Here is a 26,172-nt window from a genome sequence, read left to right as displayed (position 1 = left end):
GTTGTGCGGTCCGGTGGCCGCGCGTGCGTCGCTCGCAGTGTCTTCTTGTTCGCTTCTCCGCCCGTGCGGCGCAGAGGTGCGGGTGTCGTGGTCGTTGTGCGGTCCGGTGGCCGCGCGTGCGTCGCTCGCAGTGTCTTCTTGTTCGCTTCTCCGCCCGTGCGGCGCAGAGGTGCGGGTATCGTGGTCGTTGTGCGGCCCGGCGGCCGCGCGTGCGTCGCTCACAGGACCACCACCGATCGCAGCACCTCGCCGCGCTGCATCTTGGCGAACGCCGCCTCGACCTCGTCCAGCGAGATCGTCTCGCTGATGAACGCCTCCAGATCCAGCTTGCGGCTGAGATGGAGGTCGACCAGCACGGGAAAGTCCCGGCTGGGCAGACAGTCGCCGTACCACGAGGACTTGAGCGCACCGCCCCGCGAGAACACATCGATCAGCGGCAGATCGATGCGCATCTCCGGATCCGGCACCCCGACCTGCACCAGCACCCCGGCCAGATCGCGCATATAGAAGCCCTGGCGGTAGGTCTCGGGGCGGCCCACCGCGTCGATGACGATATTCGCGCCGAAGCCACCGGTCAGCTCGCGCACCGCCTCGACCGGGTCCGTCCCACGGGAGTTGACGGTGTCGGTGGCGCCGAAGCGGGTCGCCGCGTCGAGCTTGGCGTCGTCGATGTCGACGGCGATCACCCGGCGCGCCCCGGCCAGTGAGGCTCCGGCGATCGCCGCGTTGCCGACGCCGCCGCAGCCGATGACCGCGACCGTGTCGCCGTTGGACACCCCGCCGGTGTGCACCGCCGCGCCGTAACCGGCCATCACCCCGCAGCCGATCAGGCCCGCCGCCTCGGGGCGGGCCGAGGGGTCGATCTTGACCGCCTGTCCCGCCGCGACCAGCGTCTTCTCGGCGAACGCGCCGATGCCGAGCGCCGGGCTGAGCGGGGTGCCGTCCGTGAGGGTCATCGGCTGGGCGGCGTTGCGGCTGTCGAAGCAGTACCAGGGGCGGCCCCGGCGGCAGGAGCGGCAGCCGCCGCACGGTGCGCGCCAGGCCAGGACCACATAGTCACCGGGTGAAAGGCCGGTGACGCCGGGGCCCACCGCCTCGACCATTCCGGCCGCCTCATGCCCGAGCAGATACGGAAACTCGTCACCGATGGCGCCGTCCCGGTAGTGCAGGTCGGTGTGGCACACCCCGCACGCCTGGACTCCCACCAGCACCTCACCGGGGCCGGGATCGGGCACGAGGACCGGCAGCACCTCGACGGGTGCGCCTTTTTTCACCGCGACGACGGCGCGGGCTTCTTGCGGCATGGCTCACTCCTCTGTTCTCCTGCGCTCGCAGGGACCGGTGCGTGGGAGCTGGCATGGCTGCCTCGATGGCCGGAGGCAGGCGGCCGTCTCAACGGCCGCCGGTACCTCCGAGTTGCGTATGGCGCGGCGTGTTGCGCGATGGGAGACATCCTGAAAGTCGCTGCCCCGTGTGGTCAAGGGGTGCGCGTAAACCACCTGTAAAGCCGCGCTGACTCCCGGTATCGCCGCGTCCGCCGGGCCCCGGGCGCCCGGCCCCGGACATGCGAAGAGGGGGCCGGAACGCTCCGGCCCCCTCTTCGCGTGGGTGGTGGGTGGTGTGGCGGTCAGCCGGGGAAGCCCATCCGGCGGGACAGCTCCTCGGCCGTCTTCACGGCGTATTCGGCCAGATCGGGCAGCCGGCTCTGCGCCATCCGGTACGCCGGCCCCGAGACGCCGATGGCCCCGATGACCGCGCCGTCGTGTCCGCGCACCGGCGCCGCGACCGCGTTCAGTCCGATCTCCAGCTCCTCGCAGGAGTACGCGAAGCCGCGCTCGGCGGCGGTCTCCAACTGCTGCCGCAGCTCGGCCGAGGTGGTGATGGTGTGCTCGGTGAACCGCGGCAGCTTCCGCGTCACCAGCCGCTCCAGGCGCTCGCCGGTCAGATGCGCGAGCAGCACCTTGCCGCTCGCGGTCGCGTGCAGCGCGGTGCGCCGGCCGAGCCAGTTGAAGGCGGTGACCGCCGCGGCGCCGCGCGCCTGCATGATGTTGACCGCCGCGTCCCCGTCCAGCACGGCGATGTTGGCCGTCTCACCGGTCTCGTCGGCCAGCGCCCGGCACACCGGGGCGCCCTCCTGCGAGATGTCCAGGCGGATGGCGGCGGCGCCCGCCAGTCTGAGCACCCCGGCGCCCAGGTAGTACTTTCCCCGCTCTCGTTCCTGGCCGACCAGGCCGCGGTTCTCCAGCACGCCGAGCAGCCGGAAGGCGGTCGACTTGTGGACCCCCAGCTCGTCGGCGATCTCGGTCACTCCGGCCTCGCCGAGCCTGGCAAGGATCTCCAGGACGCTGACCGCCCTGTCCACCGACTGCACTCCCCCGGCGGCCCCCCGCTTCTCCTCGGCCCGTTCCTCGGTCGTGTTCGTCATGGGTCTGATCTCACCATCCGACGGCTCTGCGTGGGGCCCCTCGACGGGGAACTCTTGACGGCTGCCTTCCTAATCTGGATTCTGTTGCGCATCGCGCTTTCCAATGCGTCATTCAAAACGCACATGATACCGATCAGTGTGAGGGGGGCCAATGATTCCCGTCTGCCGTATCGAGGATCTGCCGGAGGGTGAGTCGGTGCGTGTCGAGGCCGGCGACGCCACCGCGCCGATCGCGGTGTTCCACTCCGACGGAGCGTTCTACGCCATCGATGACACCTGCAGCCACCAGGATGCCTCCCTCTCCGAAGGGTGGCTGGAAGGCTGCTACGTCGAATGCCCGCTGCACGCCGCGCTGTTCGATCTGCGATCCGGCGAGCCGACGTGCCTGCCCGCCCGTAAGCCCGTACGGACCCACGCGGTCACGGTCGTCGACGGAATGCTGTATGTCCACCCCGCGGTGCACGCCGTACCCGGCGAGCCCGTACGAACGATGCAGGAAGAAGCCGTCGCGTGAAGGCGGTCACGGTGGTCGGGGCCTCGCTCGCGGGTCTGCACGCGGCGCGGGGCCTGCGCGCCCAGGGGTACGAAGGACGGCTGGTCATCGTGGGCGAGGAGCGCCACCGCCCGTACGACCGCCCGCCGCTGTCCAAGGACTTCCTGACCGGGGAGGCCGAACCGGGCGAGGGCCTTGGCGCGCTCGCCCTGACCGACCCCGAGGAGGAGGCCGAACTGGACGCCGAGTGGCTGCTCGGTGTCCGGGCCGAGGGGCTGGACGCCGCGGCCGGCGAGGTCCGCCTCACGGGTGGCCGTACGCTGCGCACCGACGGCGTCGTCATCGCCACCGGAGCCGCGCCCAGAACGCTGCGCACCCCGGACCTCACCGGAGTGCACACCCTGCGCACCCTCGACGACGCCGCCCGGCTCCGCGCCGAACTGCGCGCCGGGGCAGCGCGCGTGGTCGTCATCGGCGCCGGTTTCATCGGCGCCGAGGTCGCCTCCTCCTGCGCCGCCCTCGGCCTTGAGGTCACCGTGGTCGAGGCCGCGCCGCTGCCGCTGGTGCCCCAACTGGGCGAGGAGATGGCCCGGGTGTGCGCCGCCCTGCACTCGGGCAGCGGGGTGAGGCTGCTGTGCGGCGCCGGGGTGGCCACCCTGCGCGGCACCGGCCGGGTCACCGGCGTCGAGCTCACCGACGGGCGGGTGCTGCCCGCCGATGTGGTGGTCGTTGGCGTCGGGGTGCGGCCGGCCACCGGGTGGCTGGAAGGCTCCGGCCTGGCGCTCGACGACGGGGTGCTGTGCGACGAGGGGTGCGTCACCGCGCTGCCCAATGTCGTCGCCGTAGGCGATGTGGCCCGCCTCGCCCAGCCCGGCACCGCACGCACCGTACGGGCCGAACACTGGACGAGCGGGGTCGCACAGGGCGCCGTGGCCGCCCGCAATCTGCTCGCCGGGTCCACCGTCGAACCGTTCGGCGCCCTGCCGTACTTCTGGTCCGACCAGTACGGGGCGCGCATCCAGTTCGCCGGGCGGCGGGAGCCCGCCGACACGGTCCGGATCCTCGAAGGGGATACGGCCGGCGGCGGCGGCTTCCTCGCCGTTTACGAACGCGACACAAGCCCCACCGCCGTCCTCGGCGTCAACCGGCCCCGGTCCTTCACGCGGCTGCGCCGCGAGCTGGCCCGCGCTCCCCAGCCGGCCGGGAGGTGACCCGCTCCGCCTTACGGGCCCGGCGGCGCTGTCGGCGGATCTCCCGCGCCGTGCTGCTGGGCCGGGACACCACCCCGTACCGCTGGTTCCAGACCTGCCGGGTCACCCAGACGTCCAGCACGCCCCAGGTCGCGACCACCGTGCTCGCCACCGTGGCGAGCACGGCCGGGAAGGCGGACCACGAGCCCGCGAGCGTGCACAGCGTGGCGACCATCGCCTGCACCATCGTCACCGCGACGATGATGACCGCCCGCACCGCCGCCGTACGGACCGGATCGGGCAGCCGTCGCCTGCGGGCCGGCTCCTCGGTCCACAACTGCCGGGTCTCTCGCGCCGGGATGTCGCGATCCTTGTCCATGGCGTCCATGACGCTCCCACCCCTTTCCTGCGGCTGCCCCGGTCCGGCCGTCCAGATAGCGGGACTTGGGACGTATGCCCCCCCAGTGTGCCTCGTAAGGTCACGAATGGCAGCGACCGGAGGTTCCCCTGGGGAGGGGAAATCCGGCCAAGCGCATCCGATCGGACGCGCTCGGTAACCGTCGGTAGAGTGCCACGCCACGGGGGGTAAGTCGGACAATCACCCGACAACTCCTGATCGCGGAGTGTGGGGAGTTCCCTGCAGCAACCGGACAAGCCTTCGAGATGGTCAACTCGCAGTAGTAGGCTCGCGCCGCTCGTTGTCGGAATTCGGAACACCGCCCCCGGACTTCGGGGATGACGTTGGGGAGGCCATGCGCTTTCGCGGGAAGTCCATCCGCAGGAAGATCGTGGCGCTGTTGCTGGTGCCGCTTGTCTCACTGACGGCCATCTGGGCCTTCGCTACGGTGATCACCGGTCGTGAGGCGATGCAACTGCTGGACGCCTCCGCCATCATCGACAAAGCGGGCCAGCCGGCGGAGGACGCGGTGCACGCCGTCCAGAAGGAACGGCGGCAGACCCTCGTCCTGCTCGCGGATCCGCGCCAGTCCGACGCGCTGCCCGTGCTCCACGCGCAGCAGCGCAAGACCGATGAGGCCATCGGCAGGCTGCGCGCCGCCGAATCGGACCACGATGTGCACGACCGGCTGAACGACGACTCCGAGAACGAGCTGGACGACATCCTCAAAGCGGCCGACGGCCTCGACAGTCTGCGCCGGAAGGTCGAGGACAACGGCATCACGCGGACCGCAGCATATGAGTACTACAACAAGCTTGTCGATCTCTGCTACACATTCCGCAGCGCCCTGCACGCCGTTCCCGACACCGACCTGGACAAACAGGGCCGTGCGCTCGTCGCCATGATCCGCGCCCGCGAGGCGCTGTCCCGCGAGGACGCCCTCTATGTCTCGGGGCTCACGGCGCGCAAGATGACCCTGACCGACCTTCAGTCGCTCTCCGATCTCATCGCCGAGCGCACCCTGCTCTACGAGACCAATCTGCCGATCCTCCCCGCCTCGGAGCAGAAGGTCTTCGCCGACTACCGGCGCACCAACGCCGCCCCCGCGGCCCTGCGCGTCGCCGAGGGCAAGATCCTGTCCTCGATGGACCCGGACAAGGCCATCAAGGCCCTGGACCAGGAGCACTGGGAGGCCGCGGCCCAGCCCGTCCTCATCGACTACGACCGGCTGGGCAACGAGGCGACCGACCGGCTCCAGAAGCGCATCGACCCGGTCGCCAAGAACGTCCTCCTCAAGGCGGGCGCCGCCGGCATTCTGGGCCTGCTCGCCCTCATCGTCTCGGTCTTCGTCTCGTTCCGGATCGGCCGCAACCTGGTCCGCGATCTGTCGCAGCTGCGCACGGACGCCCAGGAGGTCTCCGGCGTCCGGCTGCCGAGCGTGATGCGCCGCCTCGGCGCGGGGGAGCAGATCGACGTCGAGACCGAGGCGCCCCGGCTCGACTACGGCTCCGACGAGATGGGCCAGGTCGGCCAGGCCCTCAACACCCTCCAGCGGGCCGCCGTCGAGGCCGCGGTCAAGCAGGCCGAACTCCGCCAGGGCGTCTCCGATGTCTTCGTCAACCTCGCCCGCCGCAGCCAGGTGCTGCTGCACCGCCAGCTGACCCTGCTGGACGCCATGGAGCGGCGCACCGAGGACACCGACGAACTCGCCGACCTCTTCCGCCTGGACCATATGACCACCCGTATGCGGCGCCACGCCGAGGGTCTGGTCATCCTCTCCGGCGCCGCCCCCTCCCGGCAGTGGCGCAAGCCGATCCAGCTCATGGACGTGGTGCGCGCCGCCGTCGCCGAGGTCGAGGACTACGAGCGGATCGAGGTCCGCCGGATGCCGCGGCTCGCGGTCATCGGCCCGGCCGTCGGCGACCTCACCCATCTCGTGGCCGAACTCCTGGAGAACGCCACCGTCTTCTCCCCGCCGCACACCGCCGTCCAGGTGCACGGCGAGCGGGTCGCCAAGGGCTTCACCCTGGAGATCCACGACCGGGGGCTCGGCATGACGCCCGACGCGCTGATGGAGGCCAATCTCCGGCTCGCCGAGACCCCCGAGTTCGAGCTGTCCGACACCGACCGGCTCGGTCTGTTCGTGGTCAGCCGGCTCGCCCAGCGGCAGGGGGTGCGCGTCTCGCTGCAGCCCTCTCCGTACGGCGGGACCACGGCCATCGTGCTCATCCCCTCCTCGCTGCTCACCGACAGCGGCCCCGACGACAGGGACGACAGGGACGACACCGAGCACACGGGCAGCCGACGAGAGGTGGGCGGGCCCGTCGAACTCGAAGCGCCGGTCTCCCCGCTCTCGGCCTTCGTCCGGGAAGACGCGGACGAGGACGAGGAAGTGGGCGGGATCTTCCGGGCCCGCGGTCTGGCGACGCGACAGCCCACGCTCGTGGAGCAGCACCAGCAGGCGCCGGACGGCCCCCTGCCCCTGCGCGACGGCGGCCTCGCGCCACTGCCCCGCCGCGTCCCGCCGGTGCTGGTCTCCGATCACGGCCACCCGGTCGAGGGGGCGTCGGGCGGACGGCACGCCCGCCCGCAGAGCGCCGGACAGCCGTCCTGGACCGAACCCGTGGAGCGCGGCGACCGCGACGAGGAGGAGCGGCCCGACCGGTCGCAGCGGCCCGACCGGTCACAGCGAGCCGGGCGGCCCGACCGAGCCGGGCGGCCCGACCGGCAGGGCCAGGGCCCGCAGCGTGGGGCGCCCGCCCAGCGGGTCGTCTCCGGGCTGCCCAAGCGGGTACGGCAGGCCAGCCTGGCCCCGCAGTTGAAGAACGACCCCGCACCGCCGACAGAGCGGACGGAGGCGGACCGATACGCTGCCGACACCGATCCCGATCCCGATCCCGAACGCGAGGCCGAGCAGGCGAGGGCCACCATGGCCTCGCTCCAACGGGGTTGGCAGCGCGGTCGGAGGCAGACGGCCAACGGCTCCGGCGGGGCGGACGCAGCACCAGGAACGACACATGAGGGGGACGGTCGATGACCGCATCGAACGCAGCACGGGACGCCTCGGCCGAGGCATCGGGCGAACTGAACTGGCTGCTTGACGAACTGGTCGGGAGAGTGGGCAGCATCCGCAAGGCGCTGGTGCTCTCCGGAGACGGCCTCCTCACCGGCGGCTCACGCGATCTGTCCCGGGAGGACGGTGAGCATCTGGCCGCCGTGGCCTCCGGTTTCCACAGCCTCGCCAAGGGCGTCGGCCGCCACTTCGACGTCGGCCGCGTCCGTCAGACCATCGTCGAACTCGACGACGCCTTCCTGTTCGTCACCGCCGCGGGCGACGGCAGCTGCCTGGCCGTGCTGGCCGATGCCGATTCGGATGTGGGGCAGGTAGCATACGAGATGACGCTGCTGGTCAAGCGGGTGGGCGCACATCTGGGCTCCGCTCCGCGCTCCGGTGGGTGACGGAGGCGGGGGGATATGACCGGAGACGGGGAAAGCGCCGCCCGCTGGTTCGACGACGCGGCGGGACCGGTGGTCCGGCCCTACGCGATGACGCGGGGACGCACCCGCAGCGCCGCCGAGGGCAAGCTCGATCTGATCGCCGTCGTCGTCGCCGACAGTGTGAACCAGCGCAGCGTCACCGACCGGACGTTGTCCCCGGAACACCTCGACATCGTCGCACTCAGTCGGGATACCCCACAGTCCGTCGCCGAACTGGCGGCCGAGCTCGACCTTCCGGTCGGCGTGGTCCGCGTACTGATCGGTGACCTGCTCCACGCGGCACTCGTCCGAGTGTCCCGGCCCGTACCTCCGGCGGAACTGCCGGACGAGAGGATTCTGCGCGAGGTGATCAATGGTCTACGGGCACTCTGACCTAGGCCGCTCTCACATCATCGAACCCGTGACGCTCAAGATACTTGTGGCGGGCGGATTCGGTGCGGGCAAGACGACCCTGGTGGGCGCGGTCAGCGAGATCAAACCGCTGCGCACGGAGGAGCTGCTCACCGAGGCGGGCCGGCCGGTCGACGACATCGCGGGGGTGGAAGGCAAGAAAACCACCACCGTGGCCATGGACTTCGGGCGCATCACGCTCCGCGAGGACCTGGTGCTCTATCTCTTCGGCACGCCGGGGCAGGACCGCTTCTGGTTTCTGTGGGACGAGCTGGCGACCGGCGCGCTGGGCGCGGTGGTGCTCGCCGACACCCGCCGGCTGGAGGACTGCTTCGCCGCCGTCGACTACTTCGAGCGGCGCGACATCGCCTTCACGGTGGCCGTCAACTGCTTCGAGGGCGCCGAGATCTACCCGGAGGAGTCGGTGCGCGACGCGCTCGACCTCGACCCGGGGACGCCGGTCATCATGTGCGACGCACGCGAGCGGGAGTCCGTCAAGGATGTGTTGATCTCCGTGGTGGAACACGCGATGCTCGCCTCCGCCACCCGCCGTTAGGCGCCTCTCCGGCGCGCGCCACGGCCCGTACCCCGCCGTCCGGGGTACGGGCCGCGGCATCGCGCGCACCGCGTCCGCGAAGGTGCTACGCGTGGCCCTCGGCGCTCTGGTCATCCTTGTGCCAGCCGAAGCTGCGCTCCACCGCCATGCGCCAGTTGCCGTATTCGCGCTCGCGCTCCTCGGCGCCCATTCGCGGGGTCCATTCGGTGTCCCGCTTCCAGTGCGCCCGCAGCTCGTCGAGGTCCTGCCATACGCCGGTGGCGAGCCCCGCCGCGTACGCCGCGCCCAGACAGGTGGTCTCGGCGACCACCGGGCGGATCACCGGTACGCCCAGCACATCGGCCTGATGCTGCATCAGCAGCCCGTTCGCGGTCATCCCGCCGTCGACCTTCAGCGAGGTGATCCGTACCCCGGAGTCCTGGTACATCGCGTCGACCACCTCGCGCGTCTGCCAGCTGGTCGCCTCCAGCACGGCGCGCGCCAGATGCGCCTTGGTGACATAGCGGGTGAGGCCGGTGACCACGCCGCGGGCGTCCGAGCGCCAGTACGGGGCGAAGAGGCCGGAGAAGGCCGGGACGATGTACGCCCCGCCGTTGTCGGCCACGCTCGCGGCCAGCGGTTCGATCTCATCGGCGGAGCGGATGATCCCCAACTGGTCGCGGAACCACTGCACCAGCGCGCCGGTGATCGCGATCGAGCCCTCCAGACAGTAGACGGGCCGCTCGCCGCCGAGCCGGTACCCCATCGTCGTCAGCAGCCCGCTCTTGGAGGGCACCGGGCGGTCGCCGGTGTTGAGCAGCAGGAAGCTGCCGGTGCCATAGGTGTTCTTGGCCTCGCCGACGCCGTAGCAGGTCTGGCCGAAGACGGCGGCCTGCTGATCGCCGAGCGCGGAGGCCACCGGCACCCCGGCGAGCTGCCCGACCGCCGTGCCGTACACCTCGGCCGAGGACCGGATCTCCGGAAGCATCGCCTCGGGAAGGTGCATGGCGGCCAGGATCGAGGTGTCCCACTGGAGGGTTTCGAGATCCATCAGCAGGGTGCGCCCGGCGTTGGTCACATCGGTGACATGCACCCCGCCGTCGGTGCCGCCGGTGAGGTTCCAGATCAGCCAGGAGTCGATGGTGCCGAAGGCGATCTCGCCGAGTTCGGCGCGGCGGCGCAGACCGGGGACGTTCTCCAGCAGCCAGGCGGCCTTGGGTCCCGAGAAGTAGCTGGCCAGCGGCAGCCCGGTGGTGCCCCGGAAGCGGTCCTGACCGTGTTCGGCGCCCAGTTCCGTACACAGGGCGGAGGTGCGGGTGTCCTGCCAGACGATGGCGTTGTGCACCGGTTTGCCGGTCGAACGGTCCCACAGGACGGTCGTCTCACGCTGGTTGGTGATGCCGAGTGCGCTCAACTGGTCGGCGCGCAGCCCCGCCTTCGCGAGCGAACCGGCCACCACGGCCTGCGTCTTGGCCCAGATCTCGGTGGCGTCGTGCTCGACCCAGCCGGGCTTGGGGAAGATCTGGCGGTGCTCCCGCTGGTCGACGGCGACGATCGCGCCGTCGTGGCCGAAGATGATGCAGCGGCTGGAGGTGGTGCCCTGGTCGATCGCGGCGACGTACGTGTCCGTATGGTTCGGCATGGCGTCTCCTTCGGTCAGAAGGCTGCGTTGAAGACGAGACCCGCGAGCACGGCCCCGATCAGCGGACCCACCACCGGTATCCAGGCGTAACCCCAGTCCGAGGTGCCCTTGTTGGGGATGGGGAGCAGGGCGTGCGCCAGACGCGGCCCGAGGTCGCGCGCCGGGTTGATGGCATAGCCGGTCGGCCCGCCGAGGGAGAGGCCGATGCCGACCACCAGGAAGGCCACGATCAGGGTCTGCATACCCGACGTGCCGAGCCCTTCGGTGAGGCCGAAGGCGAGGATCGGCAGCACCAGACCCATCGTCGCGATGATCTCGGTGACGAGATTGGCGACCGGGTTCCGGATTTCCGGGATGGTCGAGAAGACCCCGAGCGTGGGGAGGGCGTTGTCCCGGTCGGCGTTGGCCGCGAACTGCGCGTAGTAGACCAGCCAGGCGAGCACCGCACCGAGGACCGCGCCGACCATCTGCCCGGCGATGTAGAGCGGAACCTTGTCCCACTCGCCGGTGTCGACGGCGATGCCGATGGTCACGGCCGGATTGAGGTGGCCGCCGGAGAGCGGGCCCGCGGTGTAGGCCCCGGCGAGCACGCCGAAGCCCCAGCCGAAGGCGATGACCACCCATCCGGATGCCTTGGCCTTGGAGTGGTTCAGTGTGACGGCGGCGCAGACGCCGGCGCCGAAGAGAATCAGTATCGCGGTGCCGATGACCTCACCGGTGAAGATGTCCCCATTGCTCATGGCGGCTCCTAGGACCTCGCCCGGGGCGAGGTGCCCCGGTCCTCCGTGCTGGGTCGTTTCGAGCGTGCGGTTGCATCGGAATCGCCCATGGGGGGTGAGCGTGGGGAGTCTGCGCGCGGCGACGCCGACTGACACCGCAGAAGTGTTCACCGGCGGTCAGGGGGCGTCAAGGTGATGGACGGCAACGGTGTCCCGTAACGGCCGTAAGGCGCACGAGTCCGGGTCACCGGACCGCCACGATCGACGAGCCATGGCCGAACAGCCCCTGGTTCGCGGTGATTCCGGTGCGGGCCCCCGGTATCTGACGGCCACCCGCCTGGCCGCGCGGCTGCCAGGTGAGCTCGCACACCTGGGCGATGGCCTGGGCCGGGACCGCCTCCCCGAAGGACGCGAGCCCCCCCCGCTCGGATTGACCGGAATCCGTCCGCCGAGCGCCGTCGCGCCCTCGCGCAGCAGCCTCGCCCCTCCCCGGGGCCGCACAGCCCCAGGTCCTCGTACCACTCCAGCTCCAGGGCCGTGGAGAGGTCGTACACCTCGGCGAGCGACAGATCCTCGGGTCCGAGCCCGGCTTCCTCGTAATTTGCCCCAGGGGCGCATCCCGGCGCCGAGCACCGCCACCTCGCCGATCACGACCGCTCCCCTGACGGTACGTCAGAAGTGTGGCACGGGGGGCCGTACGGCGCGTAACCCGGTACAGTGACCGCGCGATCCCGGGCACGGTGCCGTGGAGCCTCCGGGCTCTACCGGCTGGGGGCACCTCCCAGCGGTAGCTGGGGGCGAGCCGAAGGGGCGCGCCGCTGTCCTAAGGGAGCGCGCGGAGGCCCTTCGGGGTCCCATCCGGTGTGGGGTACTCCTGGCGAGTGAGCTGAAGGGGCGCGCCGCTGTCGAAAGGGAGAGCGCGCGGAGGCCCCGAGGAACGAGGGGTCGAGCACGGTCGACCGTCGACAGCGGCTGAAGCGCCCCGGAGGCGAACCGAGCCGCAAAAAAAGGTGGGAACGTGACGGAGACGGAAACGGCGGTCCGCCTTGAGGCCGTCACCAAGGACTTCGGCACCGTCCGCGCGGTGGCCGGCGTCGATCTCGCCATCCGCGCGGGCGAGTTCTTCTCCCTCCTGGGCCCCTCCGGCTCCGGGAAGACCACCCTGCTGCGCCTCGTCGCCGGCTTCGAACAGCCCACCGGCGGCCGGATCGAGCTCGCCGGGCGCGATGTCACCGCGCTGCCGCCCCACCGCCGCGATGTGCACACCGTCTTCCAGGACTATGCGCTCTTCCCGCAGATGACCGTCGAGCAGAACGTCGCCTACGCGCTCACCGTGCGCGGCGTCCGCAAGGCCGAGCGGCTCGCCCGGGCCCGCGAGGCGCTCACCACCGTACGCCTCGACGGCTTCGCGGCCCGCCGCCCCGCCGAGCTCTCCGGCGGCCAGCGCCAGCGCGTCGCCCTCGCCCGCGCCCTGGTGGACCGGCCTGCCGTCCTGCTGCTCGACGAACCGCTGGGCGCGCTCGACCTCAAGCTCCGGCAGGAGATGCAGGGCGAGCTGAAAGAGCTCCAGCGCACCACCGGCATCACCTTTCTCCTGGTCACCCATGACCAGGAGGAGGCGCTGACGATGAGCGACCGGGTGGCGGTGGTCTGTGACGGCCGTATCGAACAGACCGGCCCGCCGGTCGAGGTGTACGAACGCCCCGCCACCGCCTTTGTCGCGGGCTTCGTCGGCACCACCAACCTGCTGCGCGGCGAGGCCGCCGTCCGCGTCGTGGGCCGCCCCGGTGCGTACTCCATCCGGCCCGAGCGGATCCTGCTCGCCGACCCCGCCGCCGCACCCGCCGACGGACTGCGGACCGTCGTGGGGCGCGTCGCGGACATCGTGCACGCCGGGGCGCACACCCGCTTCACCATCGCGCTTCCACACGGCGATCGGCTCACCGTGCTCCGCCAGAACCTCTCCGGACTGCCTGAATCCGCCCGACCGCACGGCGAGATCCGGCTCTGCTGGGACGAGAAGGACGCCTTTCCCGTACCGGGTTGACCTTGTCATTGCCGACGGCACTCTGGCGTGGGCACAGGAGCGCCCGGATACTGACGGGGCCTCAAGTGCCAAGTGGGACGGGGAGGACCGGATGCGAAAACAGAGGATGTCTGCGTGGAGGTCCGCGGCCGCCGTGTGCGCGCTGCTGCTGACCGCCGCCGGCTGCGGCTCCGGCGGCGACGACGGCAAGGCCGCCCATGCCCTCGACAAGCTCGGCAAGGGCGAAGGCAAGGTCAACATCATCGCCTGGGCGGGCTACGCCGAGGACGGCTCCAACGACCCCAAGGTCGACTGGGTGCACCCGTTCGAGAAGAAGACCGGCTGCCAGGTCAGCACCAAGACCGCCGGCACCTCCGACGAGATGGTCTCGCTCATGAAGACCAGGCAGTACGACACGGTCTCCGCCTCCGGCGACGCCACCCTGCGCCTCATCGCCTCCGGCGACGCGGCCCCCGTCAACACCAAGCTGGTGCCGAACTACAAGGACATCTTCCCCGCCCTCAAGCAGCAGCCGTTCAACTCCAGGGACGGCCGCATGTACGGCATTCCGCACGGCCGGGGCGCCAACCTCCTCATGTACCGCACCGACAAGGTCAAGCCCGCGCCCGACTCCTGGCGGGCCGTCTTCGACGACGCCGCGCGGTACGGCGGACATGTCACCGCGTACGACTCGCCGATCTACATCGCCGACGCCGCGCTGTATCTGATGAAGGCCAAGCCGTCGCTCGGGATCAAGAACCCCTACGCCCTGGACGACAGACAACTCGACGCGGCGGTCGCGCTGCTGAAGCAGCAGCACAAGGCGGTCGGCGAGTACTGGAGCGACTACCAGAAGGAGATCACCGCCTTCAAGGGCGGCGACAGCGTCATCGGCACCACCTGGCAGGTCATCGCCAACCTCACCAAGGCCGAGAAGACCCCGGTCAAGGCGGTGCTCCCAGCCGAGGGCGCCACCGGCTGGTCCGACACCTGGATGGTCTCCGCCCAGGCCAAGCACCCCAACTGCGCCTACAGGTGGCTCGACTGGATCGTCTCGCCGAAGGCCAACGCCCAGGTCGCCGAGTACTTCGGCGAGGCCCCCGCCAACCGCAAGGCGTGCGCCGAGACCGCCGACCCGAACCACTGCGCCGTCTTCCACGCCGATGACGAGAAGTACTTCGGCCGCGTCCACTTCTGGACCACGCCCATCAAGCAGTGCCTGGACGGCCGCAAGGACACCACCTGCACCGACTACGCCCAGTGGACCAGGGCCTGGACGGAGGTCAAGGGCTGAGATGCGAGCCCCGCGCGCCGAGGGCTCACGGCTGCGCCTCGCCGCGCTCCTCGGGCCGCCCCTGCTCTGGCTCACCCTGGCCTATCTCGGCTCGCTCGCCGTCCTGCTCCTCTCCGCCTTCTGGGCCACCGACTCCTTCACCTCCGATGTCGTCCGCACCTGGAACACCGACAAATTCCACGAGCTGCTGACCACCCCCGTCTACCGCACCATCGCGCTGCGCACCCTCGCCATCGCGGCCGCCGTCACCGTCATCGACGCCCTCCTCGCCCTGCCCATGGCCTTCTGCATGGCGCGCGTCGCCGGCCGGCGCTGGCGGCGGCCGCTGCTCGTCGCCGTGCTCACCCCGCTGTGGGCCAGCTATCTGGTCAAGGCGTACGCCTGGCGGGTCATGCTCAGCGAGGACGGCGTCGTGGGCGCGGCGCTCGCGCCGCTGGGGCTGCACGGACCCGGCTACGGCACCTCCGCCGTCGTCATCGTGCTCGCCTACCTCTGGCTCCCGTACATGATCCTTCCGGTGTACGCGGCCCTGGAGCGGCTCCCCGAGCGGACCCTGGAAGCCTCCGCCGACCTCGGCGCCGGGACCTGGCGCACCCTGCGCTCCGTCGTCCTGCCCGCCGTACGCCCCGCGCTGCTCGCCGGCTCCGTCTTCACCTTCTCGCTCAGCCTCGGCGACTACATCACCGTGCAGATCGTCGGCGGCAAGACCCAGCTGCTGGGGAATGTGATCGCCTCCCAGGTCACCCTCGACCTGCCGATGGCCGCCGCGCTCTCCGCGATCCCCGTCGTCCTCATCGTCTGCTATCTGGCCGCCGTACGCCGTGCGGGCGCCCTCGACTCGCTCTAGGGGGTCTCTTACATGCGACTGTCGCGCAGCGCCCGTGTGGTCCTCGGCTGTGTCACCGCGGCCGGGCTCGCGATCGTCTACGCGCCCCTGCTGCTGGTCCTGCTCAACTCCGTCAACGCCGACCGCTCCTTCGGCTGGCCGCCCAGCGGCTTCACGGGTCGGTGGTGGCGCGCCGCCCTCCACAGCCAGGGCGCCCGCGACGCCCTGCTCACCTCCCTCAAGGCCGGCCTCGCCGCCACCGCGATCGCCCTGGTGCTCGGCACCCTGGCCGCCTACGCCGTCCACCGCCATCGCTTCTTCGGCCGGCGGACCGTGTCCTTCCTCCTCGTCCTGCCGATCGCGCTGCCCGGCATCGTCAGCGGTATCGCGCTGAACGCCGCCTTCCGCACCGTGCTCGAACCCCTCGGCGTCGGCTTCGGCCTGTTCACGGTGGTCGTCGGGCACGCCACCTTCTGCGTCGTCATCGTCTTCAACAACATCGGCGCCCGGCTGCGCCGCGTCGCGCCCTCCCTGGGGGAGGCGTCCGCGGACCTCGGCGCGCGCCCCTGGCAGACCCTGCGCTACGTCACCTTCCCGGCCGTCCGCTCGGCGCTCTTCGCGGGCGGGCTGCTCGCCTTCGCGCTCTCCTTCGACGAGATCGTGGTGACGACCTTCACCGCCGGGCCCGGCACCCGCACCCTGCCCCTGTGGATCTACGAGAACCTGGCTCGGCCGCACCAGGCCCCCGTCGTCAACGTCGTCGCCGCGCTGCTCATCGCCCTGTCCGTGGTGCCCGTGTACATCGCGCAGCGACTGTCCTCGGACACCGCGGGCGGGCGGCTGTGACGAGGTGATCAGTGGCCGGTCAGCGACCGGCGGGAGACCGGAAAGTCGAAGTAGGTGCCCGGGAACAGCTCCGGCTTGTAGGTGAAGTGCCACCACTCCTCGGCCAGATTGACGAAGCCGAGGGACTCCATGGTGCTCTTCAGCAGCAGCCGGTTGGCCCGCTGCTCACCGGTGATCCGCGGGTCCAGGGTGTGCGAGAGCGTATCGAAGCAGTCGTATCCGGTGCCCATGTCCACGGAGTTGTCCGGGAAGCGCTCCTTCTGCGGGGCGTAACAGGGCACCAGCTTCTCGCCCGGCACATACGGACGCGTGGGGAGCGCGGGCAGCTTCACGATGGTGAGATCCAGGGTGCTGCCCCGGCTGTGGCCCGACTTCTCGGCGATATAGCCGTCCTCGAACAGCCGCTCCTTGTCGACCTGCGGATAGAACTCGCCCTTCAGCCGCTGGTCGTCGAGGTCCTTGGCCCACTCCACGAAGTCGTTGACCGCGCGCTGCGGGCGGTAGCAGTCGTACACCTTCAGGGTGTAGCCGCGCCGCAGCAGTTGACGCTGTGCCTGATGCAGCGCCTCGGCGGCCGGGCGGGTCAGGATGCACATCGGCTTGCGGTAGCCGTCGATCGGGTGGCCGGTGAAGTTATGCGGGGTGAAGTAGCGGATCTCCTGCAGGATCGTCGGATCGACATCACTCAGGGCCACGAACTCCTTCGGGGCCTTGGGCTCGGCCGTCGCCTGCGCCGGAGCGGGGGAGGCGACGGCCAGCAGGGCGGCGACGGGCAGGGCGAGCGCACGCAGCGCGGCGGTAAGTCTTGACATGACCCTTCCACTTATCAGCCACGCGGTCCGCGAACAACCCCATGCGGTCCGGCCGTTCCATCCTGGCTGCGACCGTGCGGCTGACCGTACCGGGCCGCCCCGCTACCGAGCACATCGCGCCGTGGCCACGACGCGCCTGCGGCAGGGCGGTCGCACGGGCCCTTCGGCCGCCCACCACCGCCGAGGGCGCCTCCGGGCGGAGCGCCCGTGAGAGAACGGCGCCGCGCCCGGCCGGACCGCCGGCCAGAACCTAGCGGCGCCCCCGCGACCGGTTCGACGGTGGCGGCGGCACCTCGCCGCGTACCCGCACCGGGTACCCCGCCTCGCCCCCGTCTTCCCGCTCCACGCTCACCTCACCCCCGCGCAGCCGCGTAGCGAAGCGCACCAGCTCGGTCTTCTCCCAGCCGTCGCCCGCGTCCACGACCAACGACCCGCCCCCGCCGCCCTTACGCCCCTGGCACGGCGTCCACACCTCCAGCTCCACTCCGCCGTCCGGCCCCGCCACCGGCACCACCGAACCTGCCCGCGCGAGCACCGGGATACGCGACAGCGGAGCGTCCAGCTCCACCTGCCCGGGGCCGTCGTACGCCCGGCCGGTCGCCGTGTCGTACCAGCGGCCGCGCGGCAGCCGGACCGTCCGCCGCTCGGCGCCCTCCTCCAGCACCGGCGCGACCAGCAGCGCGTCCCCCAGCAGAAAGGCGTCCTCGCAGTCGCGCAGCGCGCGGTCCTTCGGCGTCCGCCACCACACCGGGCGCACATACGGGGCGCCGGTGCGCGCGGCCAGCTGCGCCAGCGTCACGAAGTACGGGAGCAGTCGCTGCCGCTCGCGCAGTGCGGCCGCCGCGTGCTCCAGCACCCGCGGCCCGAACTCCCACGGTTCGCGCCGCCCCGCCGTGATCGCCGAATGGGTGCGGAACAGCGGCAGATACGCGCCCAGCTGGAACCAGCGCAGATACAGCTCCGGGGAGGGAAAGCCCGTGAAGCCGCCGATGTCCGGGCCCGAGTACGGCACCCCCGAAAGACCGAGCCCGATCACCAGCGACAGTGAGGCGCGCAGCCCCGGCCAGCCCGTCGCCACATCGCCGGACCAGCTGCCCCCGTACCGCTGGAGACCCGCCCAGCCCGAGCGCGAGAAGAGAAGCGGCCGCTCGCCGGGGCGCAGCTCGCACAGCCCCTCGTACCCGGCCCGCGCCATGGCCAGACCGTAGACATTGTGGGCCTCGCGGTGGTCGCCGCCCCGGCCCTCCAGGGCGTGCCGGGCCGAGCGCGGCAGTGTCGGCTCGCCGAACGCGGCGAACGACACCGGCTCGTTCATGTCGTGCCACACCCCGGAGAAGCCCTGCGCCAGCCGCTCCGCGTACAGCCCGCCCCACCACTTGCGCACCCGCGGATCGGTGAAGTCCGGGAAGACGGCCTCACCCGGCCACACCACACCCCGCACCTCCCGCCCCTTGGTGTCGCGTACGAACACATCCTCCGCCGACCCGCTGTCGTACACCGCGTCGCCCGGCTCCGCCTTCACCGCCGGATCGACGATCGACACCAGCCGCACCCCGCTCGCGCGCAGCTCGGCGGCGAGGTGGGGCAGATCGGGAAACCGCCCCCGGTCCACCGTGAACACCCGGTTTCCGGCGTGGTGGTCGATGTCCAGATGCACCGCGGACAGCGGCAGATCCCGCTCCCGGTAGCCCGCCACCACCCGCCGCACCTCCTCCGCGTCCCCGAACCCCCAGCGCGCGTGGTGGTGGCCGAGCGCCCAGCTCGGCGGGACCGCCGGAGCGCCCGTCAGCGCCGTCCAGCCCTGGAGCACCCGGGGCGGCGTCCCCACGATGACCCAGTAGCGCAGCGGGCCGCCGTCCATCCGTATCCGGCAGCCGCCCGGCCGGTCGTGCCCGGAGCCCGCGCCCTCCTCGCCTTCCCGCAGCGTGACCGTGCCGTCCCAGGAGTTGTCGTGGAACACCAGATGGGTGCCCGCGTCGGCCACCACCAGCTGCACCGGCATGGTCAGATACAGCGGATCGTCGCCGGGCTCGAAGCTGCCGCCCGGATCGGTGTTCCACAGCCGGTACGTGCCGTCCCGCAGCCGTGGCCCGGACGCCCGCCCGCCCAGCCCGAAGAACCGCGCGTCCGCCGCCACCTCGGACCGCTGCAGCCAGCGCGCGCCCGCCTCCCGGTGCTCCGCCTCCCCGTGCTCCGCCCCGCCGTGCTCCGCCCCGCCGTGCTCCGGCTCCCCGTGCTCCGCCCCGCCGTGCTCCGCCCCGCCGTGCTCCGCCTCCCCGTGCTCCGCCCCGCCGTGCTCCGCCTCCCCGTGCTCCGCCGCGGCTCCCGCACCGGCCGGCTCCCACCAGCGCGGCGGCAGATCTCTGCGGAGCACCACCCCGCCCGGGGTCCGCACCTCCACCTCGCCCGTCCGCGACACCGTCACCGTGACCCGCTCGGACACCACCCGCCAGCCGCCGGCCGTGTCCGGCTCCAGCACCACCCGTTCGTCCGCCTCCGGACACGTCCCGTCCAGCGCGTACGACGGCTCCGGCTCGGCCCCGTCCCAGCCGCAGAACACCGCGCCGCCCGCCGTCACCCGCACCCGCAGCGAGGACCGGGCGAACCGCACCACCCCGCCCCCCGGCTGCGGATCCGCCCCCTCCACCACACCCGGCATCCGGGCCAGCTCCCTGCCCCGGCGCTCCAGCCCGACCGCGTCGGACCGCCGACGCCGCCACGCCGAGCGCAGCGACCGCAACCCCTGTGCCGTACCGACCACCTTCACCGACCGCATCAGCTTCCCCGCCTGCACCAGGTCACGCGCATCCATACTGATCACCCTGCCATTGACGAGGCCCGATGCGGCCAGAGTTCAACTGCCGTTCATCCGTGCTCCGCCCACATCGCGCCGGCCCTCGATGTGGAGTGGCGCCCCTGGTGCGTCAGTCGATCACATGGCATCGTCCTGCACGGACGGATACGACGTGGATGCACCGGACACGGATGCAACCGACGCGGACAGCCCGGGAGCCGACACAGATGACCACCGCAGCGCACCCCGACCACCTGCCGCGCCCCCTGTGGCAGCCCGGCGCGGACCGGATCGCCCGGTCCCAGCTGACCCGCTTCCACACCTGGGCCGCGGCTCACCATGGCGCGCCCGCCGCCCGCCCCGACGACCCGGCGGCGGGCTACACCGCGCTGCACCGCTGGTCGGTGGGGGAGCTGGAGACCTTCTGGCGGGCGGTCGCCGAATGGTTCGACGTGCGCTTCACCACCCCGTACGAGACCGTGCTCGCCGACGCCGCCATGCCCGGCGCACGCTGGTTCCCCGGCGCCACCCTCAACTACGCCGAGCACGCGCTGCGCGCCGCCGAGGACCCCGCCCGCGCGGACACCCCCGCGCTGCTGTACGTCGACGAGACCCATGAGCCGCGCCCGGTCACCTGGGCCGAGCTGCGCGGCCAGGTCGGCGCCGCCGCCGCCGAGCTGCGCCGCCTCGGCGTCCGCCCTGGCGACCGGGTCAGCGGCTACGCCCCCAATATCCCCCAGGCCGCCGTCGCCCTCCTCGCCACCGCCGCCGTGGGCGCCGTATGGACCTCCTGCGCCCCCGACTTCGGGGCGCGCAGCGTTCTGGACCGCTTCCAGCAGGTCGAGCCGGTGGTGCTCTTCACGGTCGACGGCTATCGCTACGGCGGCAAGGTGCACGACCGCACCGAGACCGTCGCCGAGCTGCGCCGCGAGCTGCCCACCCTGCGCGCCGTCGTCCATATCCCGCTGCTGGGCACCGCCGCCCCCGAGGGCGCCCTCGAATGGGACGACGTCGTACGCGATCCGGTGGACCCGGTCTTCGACCCGCTGCCCTTCGACCATCCGCTGTGGGTGCTCTACTCCTCCGGTACCACCGGTCTGCCCAAGGCCATCGTGCAGTCCCAGGGCGGCATCCTGCTGGAACACCTCAAGCAGCTCGGGCTCCACTGCGACCTCGGGCCCGACGACCGCTTCTTCTGGTACACCTCCACCGGCTGGATGATGTGGAACTTCCTGGTGTCCGGGCTGCTCGTCGGCGCCACCGTCGTCCTCTACGACGGCAGCCCCGGCTACCCGGACACCGCCGCCCAGTGGCGGGTCGCCGAGCGCACCGGCACCACGCTCTACGGCACCTCGGCCGCGTATGTCATGGCCTGCCGCAAGGCCGAGGTGCACCCGGGCCGCGACTTCGACCTCTCCCGTGTGCGGTGCGTCGCCACGACCGGCTCCCCGCTGCCGCCCGACGGCTTCCGCTGGCTCCATGACGAGGTGGCGGAGGACATGTGGATCGCCTCCGTCAGCGGCGGCACCGATGTGTGCAGCTGCTTCGCGGGGGCCGTGCCCACCCTCCCGGTGTACATCGGCGAGCTCCAGGCCCCCGGCCTCGGCACCGACCTCCAGGCATGGGACCCGCAGGGCAAGCCGGTGGTCGACGAGGTCGGCGAGCTGATCGTGGCCCGCCCGATGCCGTCCATGCCGGTCCGCTTCTGGAACGACCCCGACGGCAGCCGCTACCGCGACAGCTACTTCGAGATGTTCCCCGGCGCCTGGCGCCACGGCGACTGGATCACCCTCACCTCACGCGGCTCCGTCGTCATCCATGGCCGCTCCGACTCCACCCTCAACCGGCAGGGCGTACGGATGGGGTCCGCCGACATCTACGAGGCGGTCGAACGCCTCCCCGAGATCCGGGAGTCCCTCGTCATCGGCGTCGAACAGCCGGACGGGGGCTACTGGATGCCGCTGTTCGTCCATCTCGCGCCGGGCGCGACGCTGGACGAGGACCTGCTGGGCCGTATCAAGAGCACCATCCGCGCACAGCTCTCCCCGCGCCATGTCCCCGACGAGATCATCGAGGTCCCCGGGGTTCCGCACACGCTGACCGGCAAGCGCATCGAGGTCCCGGTCAAGCGGCTCCTCCAGGGCACCTCGCTGGACAAGGCGGTCAACCCGGGCTCGGTTGACAACGTGGAGCTGCTGCGCTTCTACGAGCGGCTGGCCCAGGCGAAGGGCGCGTCGGCCACCTGACGGACGGACGGGCGGGGGTGGGGGAGGGGGCTCACCCCCCCGTACATCGCGCGCAGCGTGGGACCACTGGCGGCGGCGGCGATCGCGGCGGGCCCGGTCGGCCGGCTCGGCTTCGGCGCGGCGCTCGCCGCGATGTGCGGCGCCCAGCGCCACCTGGTGCGGGACCGCGGCGTCGGGGCGTTGTCAGTGGCCCCGGTTACGGTGAGTGAGCACTGAACGTCCGCGCTGAGGGGGAGTCATGGCGCACACCAGAAACGGGAGCAAGGACCGGAGCAGGCCGGGCAGGCACAGGAAGGCGAAGAATCCGACGAGGGCCGCGAAGCCCACCGCGCGGCGCGCCTTACGCAGGGAAGTGCCCAGCACCGTGGCGCTGCTGGCCGATGAGCGGGACTTCACGGCCATGCGGCGCTATGCGTCCTTCGCCTTCGATGACCACGCGCTCTATCTGCGGCAGATGGAGGGGCTGCTGCGGGCGCTCGCGTCACAGGGCGTGCACACCACCATCGCCCTCTTCGACCCGGTCGCTTACGAGGAGTACTGCGCGGACCTCCGGCTCGACCCGGACACCTCCGCGAGCCGCACCCGCTATACGGCGGAGCTGGCCGCCGCAGGCGGCAGCGTGCCCTACGAGGGCCAGCCGATCGACCGCCTGGTCCTGCGGCTCATCGGCGTGGCGGAGGAACAGGCCACCTGGGAGTACGCCACGGCGCTGCTCTCCCGCGCGGGCGACTGCGGCGACTGCGGCGACGACATCGGCCGTGCCGCACTCGACCGCGCCTCGGCCGCGCTGCGCGCGGTGCTCGAGGCGGCCGGGCCGGGGGCGCACCATCTGGTGTGCAGCGTTCCGGCCGGCGCCACCTCGCTCGTCGCCGTACTGCGCGCCAAGGCGACGGCCGAGCGGCCGCCGCGGCTCGACGCATCCGCGGCGCAGGTCTTCCGCACCGTGCTGGCCTGCGGAATCGCCCACCAGAGCCCCGGCGGCATCGTGCTGCGGACCCTCGCGCCCGGAGTCCCGGACGTGGTCCGCGGCTGGGCGCTGCTGGGCGGCTGGCTGCGCCCGCTGAGCGAAGCGGAGGTGTTCACCGCGTACTGCACCGACGCGGAGACCGGCGAGCCCATCCCGCCCGAGCACGGCGTGGAGTACCGGGCGGGCATCCCGCTCGCCCGCCCGGAATGACCAAGGGCGTCCCGCCGCGAGCATCGCGGCGGGACGCCCATGGCCGACGACACCTGGTCACCGGCTCACTCGCCGGACAGCACCGCCTGCGCCGCCCGGCGGGCATCCTCGGCGGTGTCCGCCGCACGCGCCGCGGAGGCGGCCCGCTCGCACTGAGCGAGCGTGTGCTTCGCCAGCGTGGCCCGGACATAGGGAAGGGACGCGGCACCCATGGAGAGGCTGGTGACGCCCAGACCGGTCAGCACACACGCGAGCAGGGGGTCGGAAGCAGCCTCACCGCAGACACCACAGCTCTTGCCCTCGGCCTGCGCGGCCTCCGCCGAAGCCGCCACCAGGTCGAGCAGCGCGGGCTGCCACGGGTCCTGGAGCCGCGAGACCGCACCCACCTGACGGTCGGCGGCGAAGGTGTACTGCGCCAGGTCGTTGGTGCCCAGCGACAGGAACTCGACCTCCTGCAGAATCGACCGGGCCCGCAGCGCGGCGGACGGAATCTCCACCATCGCGCCGAACTTGGCCCGCAGCCCCGCCTCACGGCACGCGTTCGCGAACGCCTTGGCGTCGAGCCGGTCGGCCACCATCGGGGCCATGACCTCGAGGTAGACCGGCAGCCCCTCGGCCGCCTTGGCCAGCGCGGTCAGCTGCGTCCGCAGCACCTCGGGATGGTCCAGCAGGGTGCGCAGCCCGCGTACGCCCAGCGCCGGGTTGGGCTCATCGCCTGGGGTGAGGAAGTCCAGCGGCTTGTCCGCGCCCGCGTCCAGGACCCGTACCACCACCCGGCCCTCGGGGAACGCCTCCAGCACCTGCCGGTACGCCGCGACCTGCTTCTCCTCCGACGGCGCCTTGGTGCTGTCGTCCAGGAAGAGGAACTCGGTACGGAACAGGCCCACGCCCTCGGCCCCCGCCTCGACCGCCGCCGGGACGTCCGCCGGACCGCCGACATTCGCCAGCAGCGGCACCTTGTGCCCATCGGACGTCGCACCCGGCCCGGAGGAGGCGGCCAGCGCGGCCCGGCGCTCCTCGGCGGCCCGGGTCAGCTCCGCGCGCTTCTCCTCGCTCGGAGCCACGAAGATCTCGCCCGTGCTGCCGTCCACGGCGATCACGGTGCCCTCGACCAGTTCCACGGCACCCGGCAGCGCCACCACGGCCGGCACGCCCAGGGCGCGCGCGAGGATCGCGCTGTGGCTCGTCGGCCCGCCCTCCTCGGTCACGAATCCGAGCACCAGGGTCGGGTCGAGCAGCGCGGTGTCGGCGGGGGCGAGATCCCGCGCGATCAGCACATACGGCTCGTCGCTGTCGGGCACCCCCGGCATCGGCACACCCAGCAGCCGCGCCACGATCCGGTTCCGTACGTCGTCGAGGTCCGCCACCCGCCCCGCCAGATACTCCCCGGCCCCGGCCAGCAGCGCCCGGTACGCGGCGAAGGCGTCGTACACCGCGCGCTCGGCGCTGCTGCCCACGGCGATGCGCCGCTCGACATCGGCGATCAGCTCCGGGTCCTGCGCCATCATGGCCTGCGCCTCGAGCACGGCCTGGGCCTCACCGCCCGCCAGATTGCCGCGTGCGATCAGATCGGCCGCCACCGCCTCCACGGCATGGCGCGCACGCCCCTGCTCACGCGGCGCCTCATCGGCGGGAATCTGCTTCGCCGGCGGCTCCAGTACCGCCGTGCCCATGTGCCGAACCTCGCCGATCGCCACCCCGTGGCTCACGCCGACGCCTCGCAGCGTTGTCTCCATTTCACCCGTCCCCGGTCGATACGGCGGGAACCCCGCCGTGGTGGATGTCGTTCTTGGCCGATCACGCCGCTGCGGCCGGATCCCGCCGGCCGCGGAGCGACGCGGCCGGTCACGTCCAGCTGAAGAGAGCGTCGCCCGGCTTCACGTCGACGTCCTCGTGGACGTCGGCAAGGGAATCGGCCGTGGCCTCAAGGGCCACGACCGGACAGATCGGCGACTTGCCCGCGGCCACGGCGACGGCGGGGTCCCAGCGCACCACCGCGTCGCCGCGCTTGACGGTGTCCCCTTTGTTGATGAGCAACTCAAAGCCTTCGCCGTTCAGCTGCACGGTGTCGATCCCGAGGTGGGTGAGCACGCCGTGCCCCTCCTCGTCCACGACGACAAACGCATGGGGGTGCAGCGAGACGACGATGCCGTCGACCGGGGCCACCGCCACACAGGGTTCGAGCGCCGGGTCGATCGCTGTACCAGGACCGACCATGGCGCCGGAGAACACCGGATCGGGAACCGCTGCGAGTCCGATCGCACGCCCGGCGACCGGGGACGTCACGGTGGTCATGGGAAGCCTCCCAGGGGTGAAGATTCATCACGCGCCGTCACCGCCTGTCCCGGACAGCGCACTGCCCAGAAGAGTAAGTCATAGGAAGATTGGATTCCGCACAAGCGGCGCAGACCGGAGAGCATCCGTGGGGCACGAATCGATTTGCCACGGCTACGTGAGGCGCTGTAGTGTCGTCCCCCTGCCCACCGGATGAAGCATCGCGGTCAGCTGCGTGCATGTCCAGGTTCAGGCGGCGCCTTCAGTTACTTGATCCAAAGCTCGGATCCGCTTTCGCATGCCATGCGGAAACATCGGTTCGGAGAGCGGGAAATGGTCTGATAGCGTGTGAACCACCGAAGGGAAGCGCCCGGAGAAACCGGTGATACGGTTTCAAAGGAAGCGTCCGTTCCTTGAGAACTCAACAGCGTGCCAAAAGTCAACGCCAGATATGTTGATACCCCGTCCACTCGTGGACGAGGTTCCTTTGAAGAAAAACACAGCGAGGACGCTGTGAACCATCGGACTATTCCTCTGATGGTTCCGCTCTCGTGATGTGTCGCCGGGATATCCCGGAAGCATTCACGG

The 26,172-nt window shown here is 71.5% G+C and carries 22 protein-coding genes and 1 pseudogene; 13 read left to right on the top strand and 10 right to left on the bottom strand.

All coding sequences use genetic code 11. The annotated features are described in order from the left end of the window. Positions 1–218 precede the first annotated feature (218 nt). Positions 219–1,304: an S-(hydroxymethyl)mycothiol dehydrogenase gene (locus ABZS71_RS22300; protein WP_356212744.1), complete on the bottom strand. Its 1,086-nt coding sequence runs from the start codon at positions 1,302–1,304 to the stop codon at positions 219–221. A gap of 323 nt (positions 1,305–1,627) precedes the next feature. Beyond that, the gene (locus ABZS71_RS22295) at positions 1,628–2,425 is read right to left on the bottom strand and encodes an IclR family transcriptional regulator (RefSeq protein ID WP_355852916.1); all 798 of its coding nucleotides are present in this window, start codon (positions 2,423–2,425) and stop codon (positions 1,628–1,630) included. A gap of 151 nt (positions 2,426–2,576) precedes the next feature. Between ABZS71_RS22295 and ABZS71_RS22290 the strand changes: the two genes are divergently transcribed. Both ABZS71_RS22290 and ABZS71_RS22285 read left to right on the top strand, forming a co-directional pair. Then, the gene (locus ABZS71_RS22290; RefSeq protein ID WP_356212741.1) at positions 2,577–2,939 is read left to right on the top strand and encodes a bifunctional 3-phenylpropionate/cinnamic acid dioxygenase ferredoxin subunit; all 363 of its coding nucleotides are present in this window, start codon (positions 2,577–2,579) and stop codon (positions 2,937–2,939) included. Next, the gene (locus tag ABZS71_RS22285) at positions 2,936–4,129 is read left to right on the top strand and encodes an FAD/NAD(P)-binding oxidoreductase (protein ID WP_356212738.1); all 1,194 of its coding nucleotides are present in this window, start codon (positions 2,936–2,938) and stop codon (positions 4,127–4,129) included. Before ABZS71_RS22290 ends, ABZS71_RS22285 begins: the two co-directional genes overlap by 4 nt. On the opposite strand, the gene ABZS71_RS22280 is transcribed toward ABZS71_RS22285, so the two are convergent. Next, positions 4,077–4,496, bottom strand: coding sequence for a hypothetical protein (locus tag ABZS71_RS22280; protein WP_355852925.1), 420 nt, complete (start codon positions 4,494–4,496; stop codon positions 4,077–4,079). The two genes, ABZS71_RS22285 and ABZS71_RS22280, sit on opposite strands and share 53 nt — an antisense overlap. Before the next feature lie 364 nt (positions 4,497–4,860). Here ABZS71_RS22280 and ABZS71_RS22275 point away from each other — a divergent pair, with 364 nt between their 5' ends. The 4 genes from ABZS71_RS22275 to ABZS71_RS22260 are packed head-to-tail and all read left to right on the top strand — an operon-like array spanning position 4,861 to position 8,949. Next, positions 4,861–7,542, top strand: coding sequence for a nitrate- and nitrite sensing domain-containing protein (locus ABZS71_RS22275; RefSeq protein WP_356212735.1), 2,682 nt, complete (start codon positions 4,861–4,863; stop codon positions 7,540–7,542). Next, positions 7,539–7,964, top strand: a complete 426-nt coding sequence (locus ABZS71_RS22270; RefSeq protein ID WP_356212733.1) for a roadblock/LC7 domain-containing protein — start codon at positions 7,539–7,541, stop codon at positions 7,962–7,964. Before ABZS71_RS22275 ends, ABZS71_RS22270 begins: the two co-directional genes overlap by 4 nt. Positions 7,965–7,979: 15 nt before the next feature. Then, positions 7,980–8,375 carry a DUF742 domain-containing protein gene (locus ABZS71_RS22265; protein ID WP_355852934.1) on the top strand — a complete coding sequence of 132 codons (396 nt, stop codon included), beginning with the start codon at positions 7,980–7,982 and terminating at the stop codon, positions 8,373–8,375. After that, a complete protein-coding gene (locus ABZS71_RS22260; RefSeq protein ID WP_355852937.1) occupies positions 8,356–8,949 on the top strand; it encodes an ATP/GTP-binding protein in 594 nt (197 codons plus the stop codon). Before ABZS71_RS22265 ends, ABZS71_RS22260 begins: the two co-directional genes overlap by 20 nt. A gap of 85 nt (positions 8,950–9,034) precedes the next feature. Here the strand turns inward: ABZS71_RS22260 and glpK are convergent, their stop codons facing one another. The 3 genes and pseudogenes from glpK to ABZS71_RS22245 all read right to left on the bottom strand — a co-directional run. Continuing rightward, a complete protein-coding gene (gene glpK, locus ABZS71_RS22255; RefSeq protein WP_355852940.1) occupies positions 9,035–10,570 on the bottom strand; it encodes a glycerol kinase GlpK in 1,536 nt (511 codons plus the stop codon). A gap of 14 nt (positions 10,571–10,584) precedes the next feature. Further along, entirely contained in the window at positions 10,585–11,310 is a 726-nt protein-coding gene (locus ABZS71_RS22250) for an MIP/aquaporin family protein (RefSeq protein ID WP_355852943.1), read from the bottom strand. A gap of 223 nt (positions 11,311–11,533) precedes the next feature. Next, positions 11,534–11,888: pseudogene (locus ABZS71_RS22245) on the bottom strand (lipid-transfer protein); the annotation flags it as partial. A gap of 419 nt (positions 11,889–12,307) precedes the next feature. Between ABZS71_RS22245 and ABZS71_RS22240 the strand changes: the two are divergent. From ABZS71_RS22240 to ABZS71_RS22225, 4 genes are all read left to right on the top strand, one after another. Continuing rightward, complete coding sequence (locus ABZS71_RS22240; RefSeq protein ID WP_355852946.1) at positions 12,308–13,336, top strand: ABC transporter ATP-binding protein; 1,029 nt, start codon at positions 12,308–12,310, stop codon at positions 13,334–13,336. Between the two features lie 91 nt (positions 13,337–13,427). Further along, the gene (locus ABZS71_RS22235) at positions 13,428–14,609 is read left to right on the top strand and encodes an ABC transporter substrate-binding protein (RefSeq protein WP_356212731.1); all 1,182 of its coding nucleotides are present in this window, start codon (positions 13,428–13,430) and stop codon (positions 14,607–14,609) included. A gap of 1 nt (position 14,610) precedes the next feature. Further along, positions 14,611–15,456, top strand: coding sequence for an ABC transporter permease (locus tag ABZS71_RS22230; RefSeq protein ID WP_356212729.1), 846 nt, complete (start codon positions 14,611–14,613; stop codon positions 15,454–15,456). Positions 15,457–15,468: 12 nt separating this feature from the next. Next, positions 15,469–16,281, top strand: a complete 813-nt coding sequence (locus ABZS71_RS22225) for an ABC transporter permease (protein WP_356212726.1) — start codon at positions 15,469–15,471, stop codon at positions 16,279–16,281. An 8-nt stretch (positions 16,282–16,289) separates the two neighbouring features. On the opposite strand, the gene ABZS71_RS22220 is transcribed toward ABZS71_RS22225, so the two are convergent. Next, the gene (locus ABZS71_RS22220) at positions 16,290–17,093 is read right to left on the bottom strand and encodes a M15 family metallopeptidase (RefSeq protein WP_356212723.1); all 804 of its coding nucleotides are present in this window, start codon (positions 17,091–17,093) and stop codon (positions 16,290–16,292) included. A gap of 250 nt (positions 17,094–17,343) precedes the next feature. Further along, positions 17,344–19,905 (bottom strand): glycoside hydrolase family 31 protein, encoded by a 2,562-nt coding sequence (locus ABZS71_RS22215; RefSeq protein ID WP_356212720.1) that lies wholly within the window; start codon positions 19,903–19,905, stop codon positions 17,344–17,346. 209 nt (positions 19,906–20,114) lie between these two features. Between ABZS71_RS22215 and ABZS71_RS22210 the strand changes: the two genes are divergently transcribed. From ABZS71_RS22210 to ABZS71_RS22200, 3 genes are read left to right on the top strand one after another with little or no spacing between them, the layout of a single operon-like run. After that, entirely contained in the window at positions 20,115–22,133 is a 2,019-nt protein-coding gene (locus ABZS71_RS22210) for an acetoacetate--CoA ligase (RefSeq protein WP_356212717.1), read from the top strand. Between the two features lie 57 nt (positions 22,134–22,190). After that, positions 22,191–22,349: a hypothetical protein gene (locus ABZS71_RS22205; protein WP_356212714.1), complete on the top strand. Its 159-nt coding sequence runs from the start codon at positions 22,191–22,193 to the stop codon at positions 22,347–22,349. A 22-nt stretch (positions 22,350–22,371) separates the two neighbouring features. Beyond that, on the top strand, positions 22,372–23,310 hold the full coding sequence (locus ABZS71_RS22200) for a hypothetical protein (RefSeq protein ID WP_355852969.1): 939 nt from the start codon (positions 22,372–22,374) through the stop codon (positions 23,308–23,310). A gap of 65 nt (positions 23,311–23,375) precedes the next feature. On the opposite strand, the gene ptsP is transcribed toward ABZS71_RS22200, so the two are convergent. Continuing rightward, entirely contained in the window at positions 23,376–25,046 is a 1,671-nt protein-coding gene (gene ptsP, locus ABZS71_RS22195; protein ID WP_356212711.1) for a phosphoenolpyruvate--protein phosphotransferase, read from the bottom strand. 109 nt (positions 25,047–25,155) lie between these two features. Beyond that, a complete protein-coding gene (locus ABZS71_RS22190; RefSeq protein WP_355852975.1) occupies positions 25,156–25,605 on the bottom strand; it encodes a PTS glucose transporter subunit IIA in 450 nt (149 codons plus the stop codon). Positions 25,606–26,172 lie beyond the last annotated feature (567 nt).

Source organism: Streptomyces sp. NPDC005393 (genome assembly GCF_040606675.1).
Classification (GTDB): Bacteria; Actinomycetota; Actinomycetes; order Streptomycetales; family Streptomycetaceae; genus Streptomyces.
This window is presented reverse-complemented; position numbering and strand designations above follow the sequence as displayed.

Excerpts from the sequence above, each read along its gene's own strand:
- ABZS71_RS22300 (WP_356212744.1), bottom strand. The coding sequence starts at position 1,304 with ATGCCGCAAGAAGCCCGCGCCGTCGTCGCGGTGAAAAAAGGCGCACCC.
- ABZS71_RS22295 (WP_355852916.1), bottom strand. The coding sequence starts at position 2,425 with ATGACGAACACGACCGAGGAACGGGCCGAGGAGAAGCGGGGGGCCGCC.
- ABZS71_RS22290 (WP_356212741.1), top strand. The coding sequence starts at position 2,577 with ATGATTCCCGTCTGCCGTATCGAGGATCTGCCGGAGGGTGAGTCGGTG.
- ABZS71_RS22280 (WP_355852925.1), bottom strand. The coding sequence starts at position 4,496 with ATGGACGCCATGGACAAGGATCGCGACATCCCGGCGCGAGAGACCCGG.
- ABZS71_RS22275 (WP_356212735.1), top strand. The coding sequence starts at position 4,861 with ATGCGCTTTCGCGGGAAGTCCATCCGCAGGAAGATCGTGGCGCTGTTG.
- ABZS71_RS22270 (WP_356212733.1), top strand. The coding sequence starts at position 7,539 with ATGACCGCATCGAACGCAGCACGGGACGCCTCGGCCGAGGCATCGGGC.
- ABZS71_RS22265 (WP_355852934.1), top strand. The coding sequence starts at position 7,980 with ATGACCGGAGACGGGGAAAGCGCCGCCCGCTGGTTCGACGACGCGGCG.
- ABZS71_RS22260 (WP_355852937.1), top strand. The coding sequence starts at position 8,356 with ATGGTCTACGGGCACTCTGACCTAGGCCGCTCTCACATCATCGAACCC.
- glpK (WP_355852940.1), bottom strand. The coding sequence starts at position 10,570 with ATGCCGAACCATACGGACACGTACGTCGCCGCGATCGACCAGGGCACC.
- ABZS71_RS22250 (WP_355852943.1), bottom strand. The coding sequence starts at position 11,310 with ATGAGCAATGGGGACATCTTCACCGGTGAGGTCATCGGCACCGCGATA.
- ABZS71_RS22235 (WP_356212731.1), top strand. The coding sequence starts at position 13,428 with ATGCGAAAACAGAGGATGTCTGCGTGGAGGTCCGCGGCCGCCGTGTGC.
- ABZS71_RS22230 (WP_356212729.1), top strand. The coding sequence starts at position 14,611 with ATGCGAGCCCCGCGCGCCGAGGGCTCACGGCTGCGCCTCGCCGCGCTC.
- ABZS71_RS22225 (WP_356212726.1), top strand. The coding sequence starts at position 15,469 with ATGCGACTGTCGCGCAGCGCCCGTGTGGTCCTCGGCTGTGTCACCGCG.
- ABZS71_RS22220 (WP_356212723.1), bottom strand. The coding sequence starts at position 17,093 with ATGTCAAGACTTACCGCCGCGCTGCGTGCGCTCGCCCTGCCCGTCGCC.
- ABZS71_RS22215 (WP_356212720.1), bottom strand. The coding sequence starts at position 19,905 with ATGGATGCGCGTGACCTGGTGCAGGCGGGGAAGCTGATGCGGTCGGTG.
- ABZS71_RS22210 (WP_356212717.1), top strand. The coding sequence starts at position 20,115 with ATGACCACCGCAGCGCACCCCGACCACCTGCCGCGCCCCCTGTGGCAG.
- ABZS71_RS22200 (WP_355852969.1), top strand. The coding sequence starts at position 22,372 with ATGGCGCACACCAGAAACGGGAGCAAGGACCGGAGCAGGCCGGGCAGG.
- ptsP (WP_356212711.1), bottom strand. The coding sequence starts at position 25,046 with ATGGAGACAACGCTGCGAGGCGTCGGCGTGAGCCACGGGGTGGCGATC.
- ABZS71_RS22190 (WP_355852975.1), bottom strand. The coding sequence starts at position 25,605 with ATGACCACCGTGACGTCCCCGGTCGCCGGGCGTGCGATCGGACTCGCA.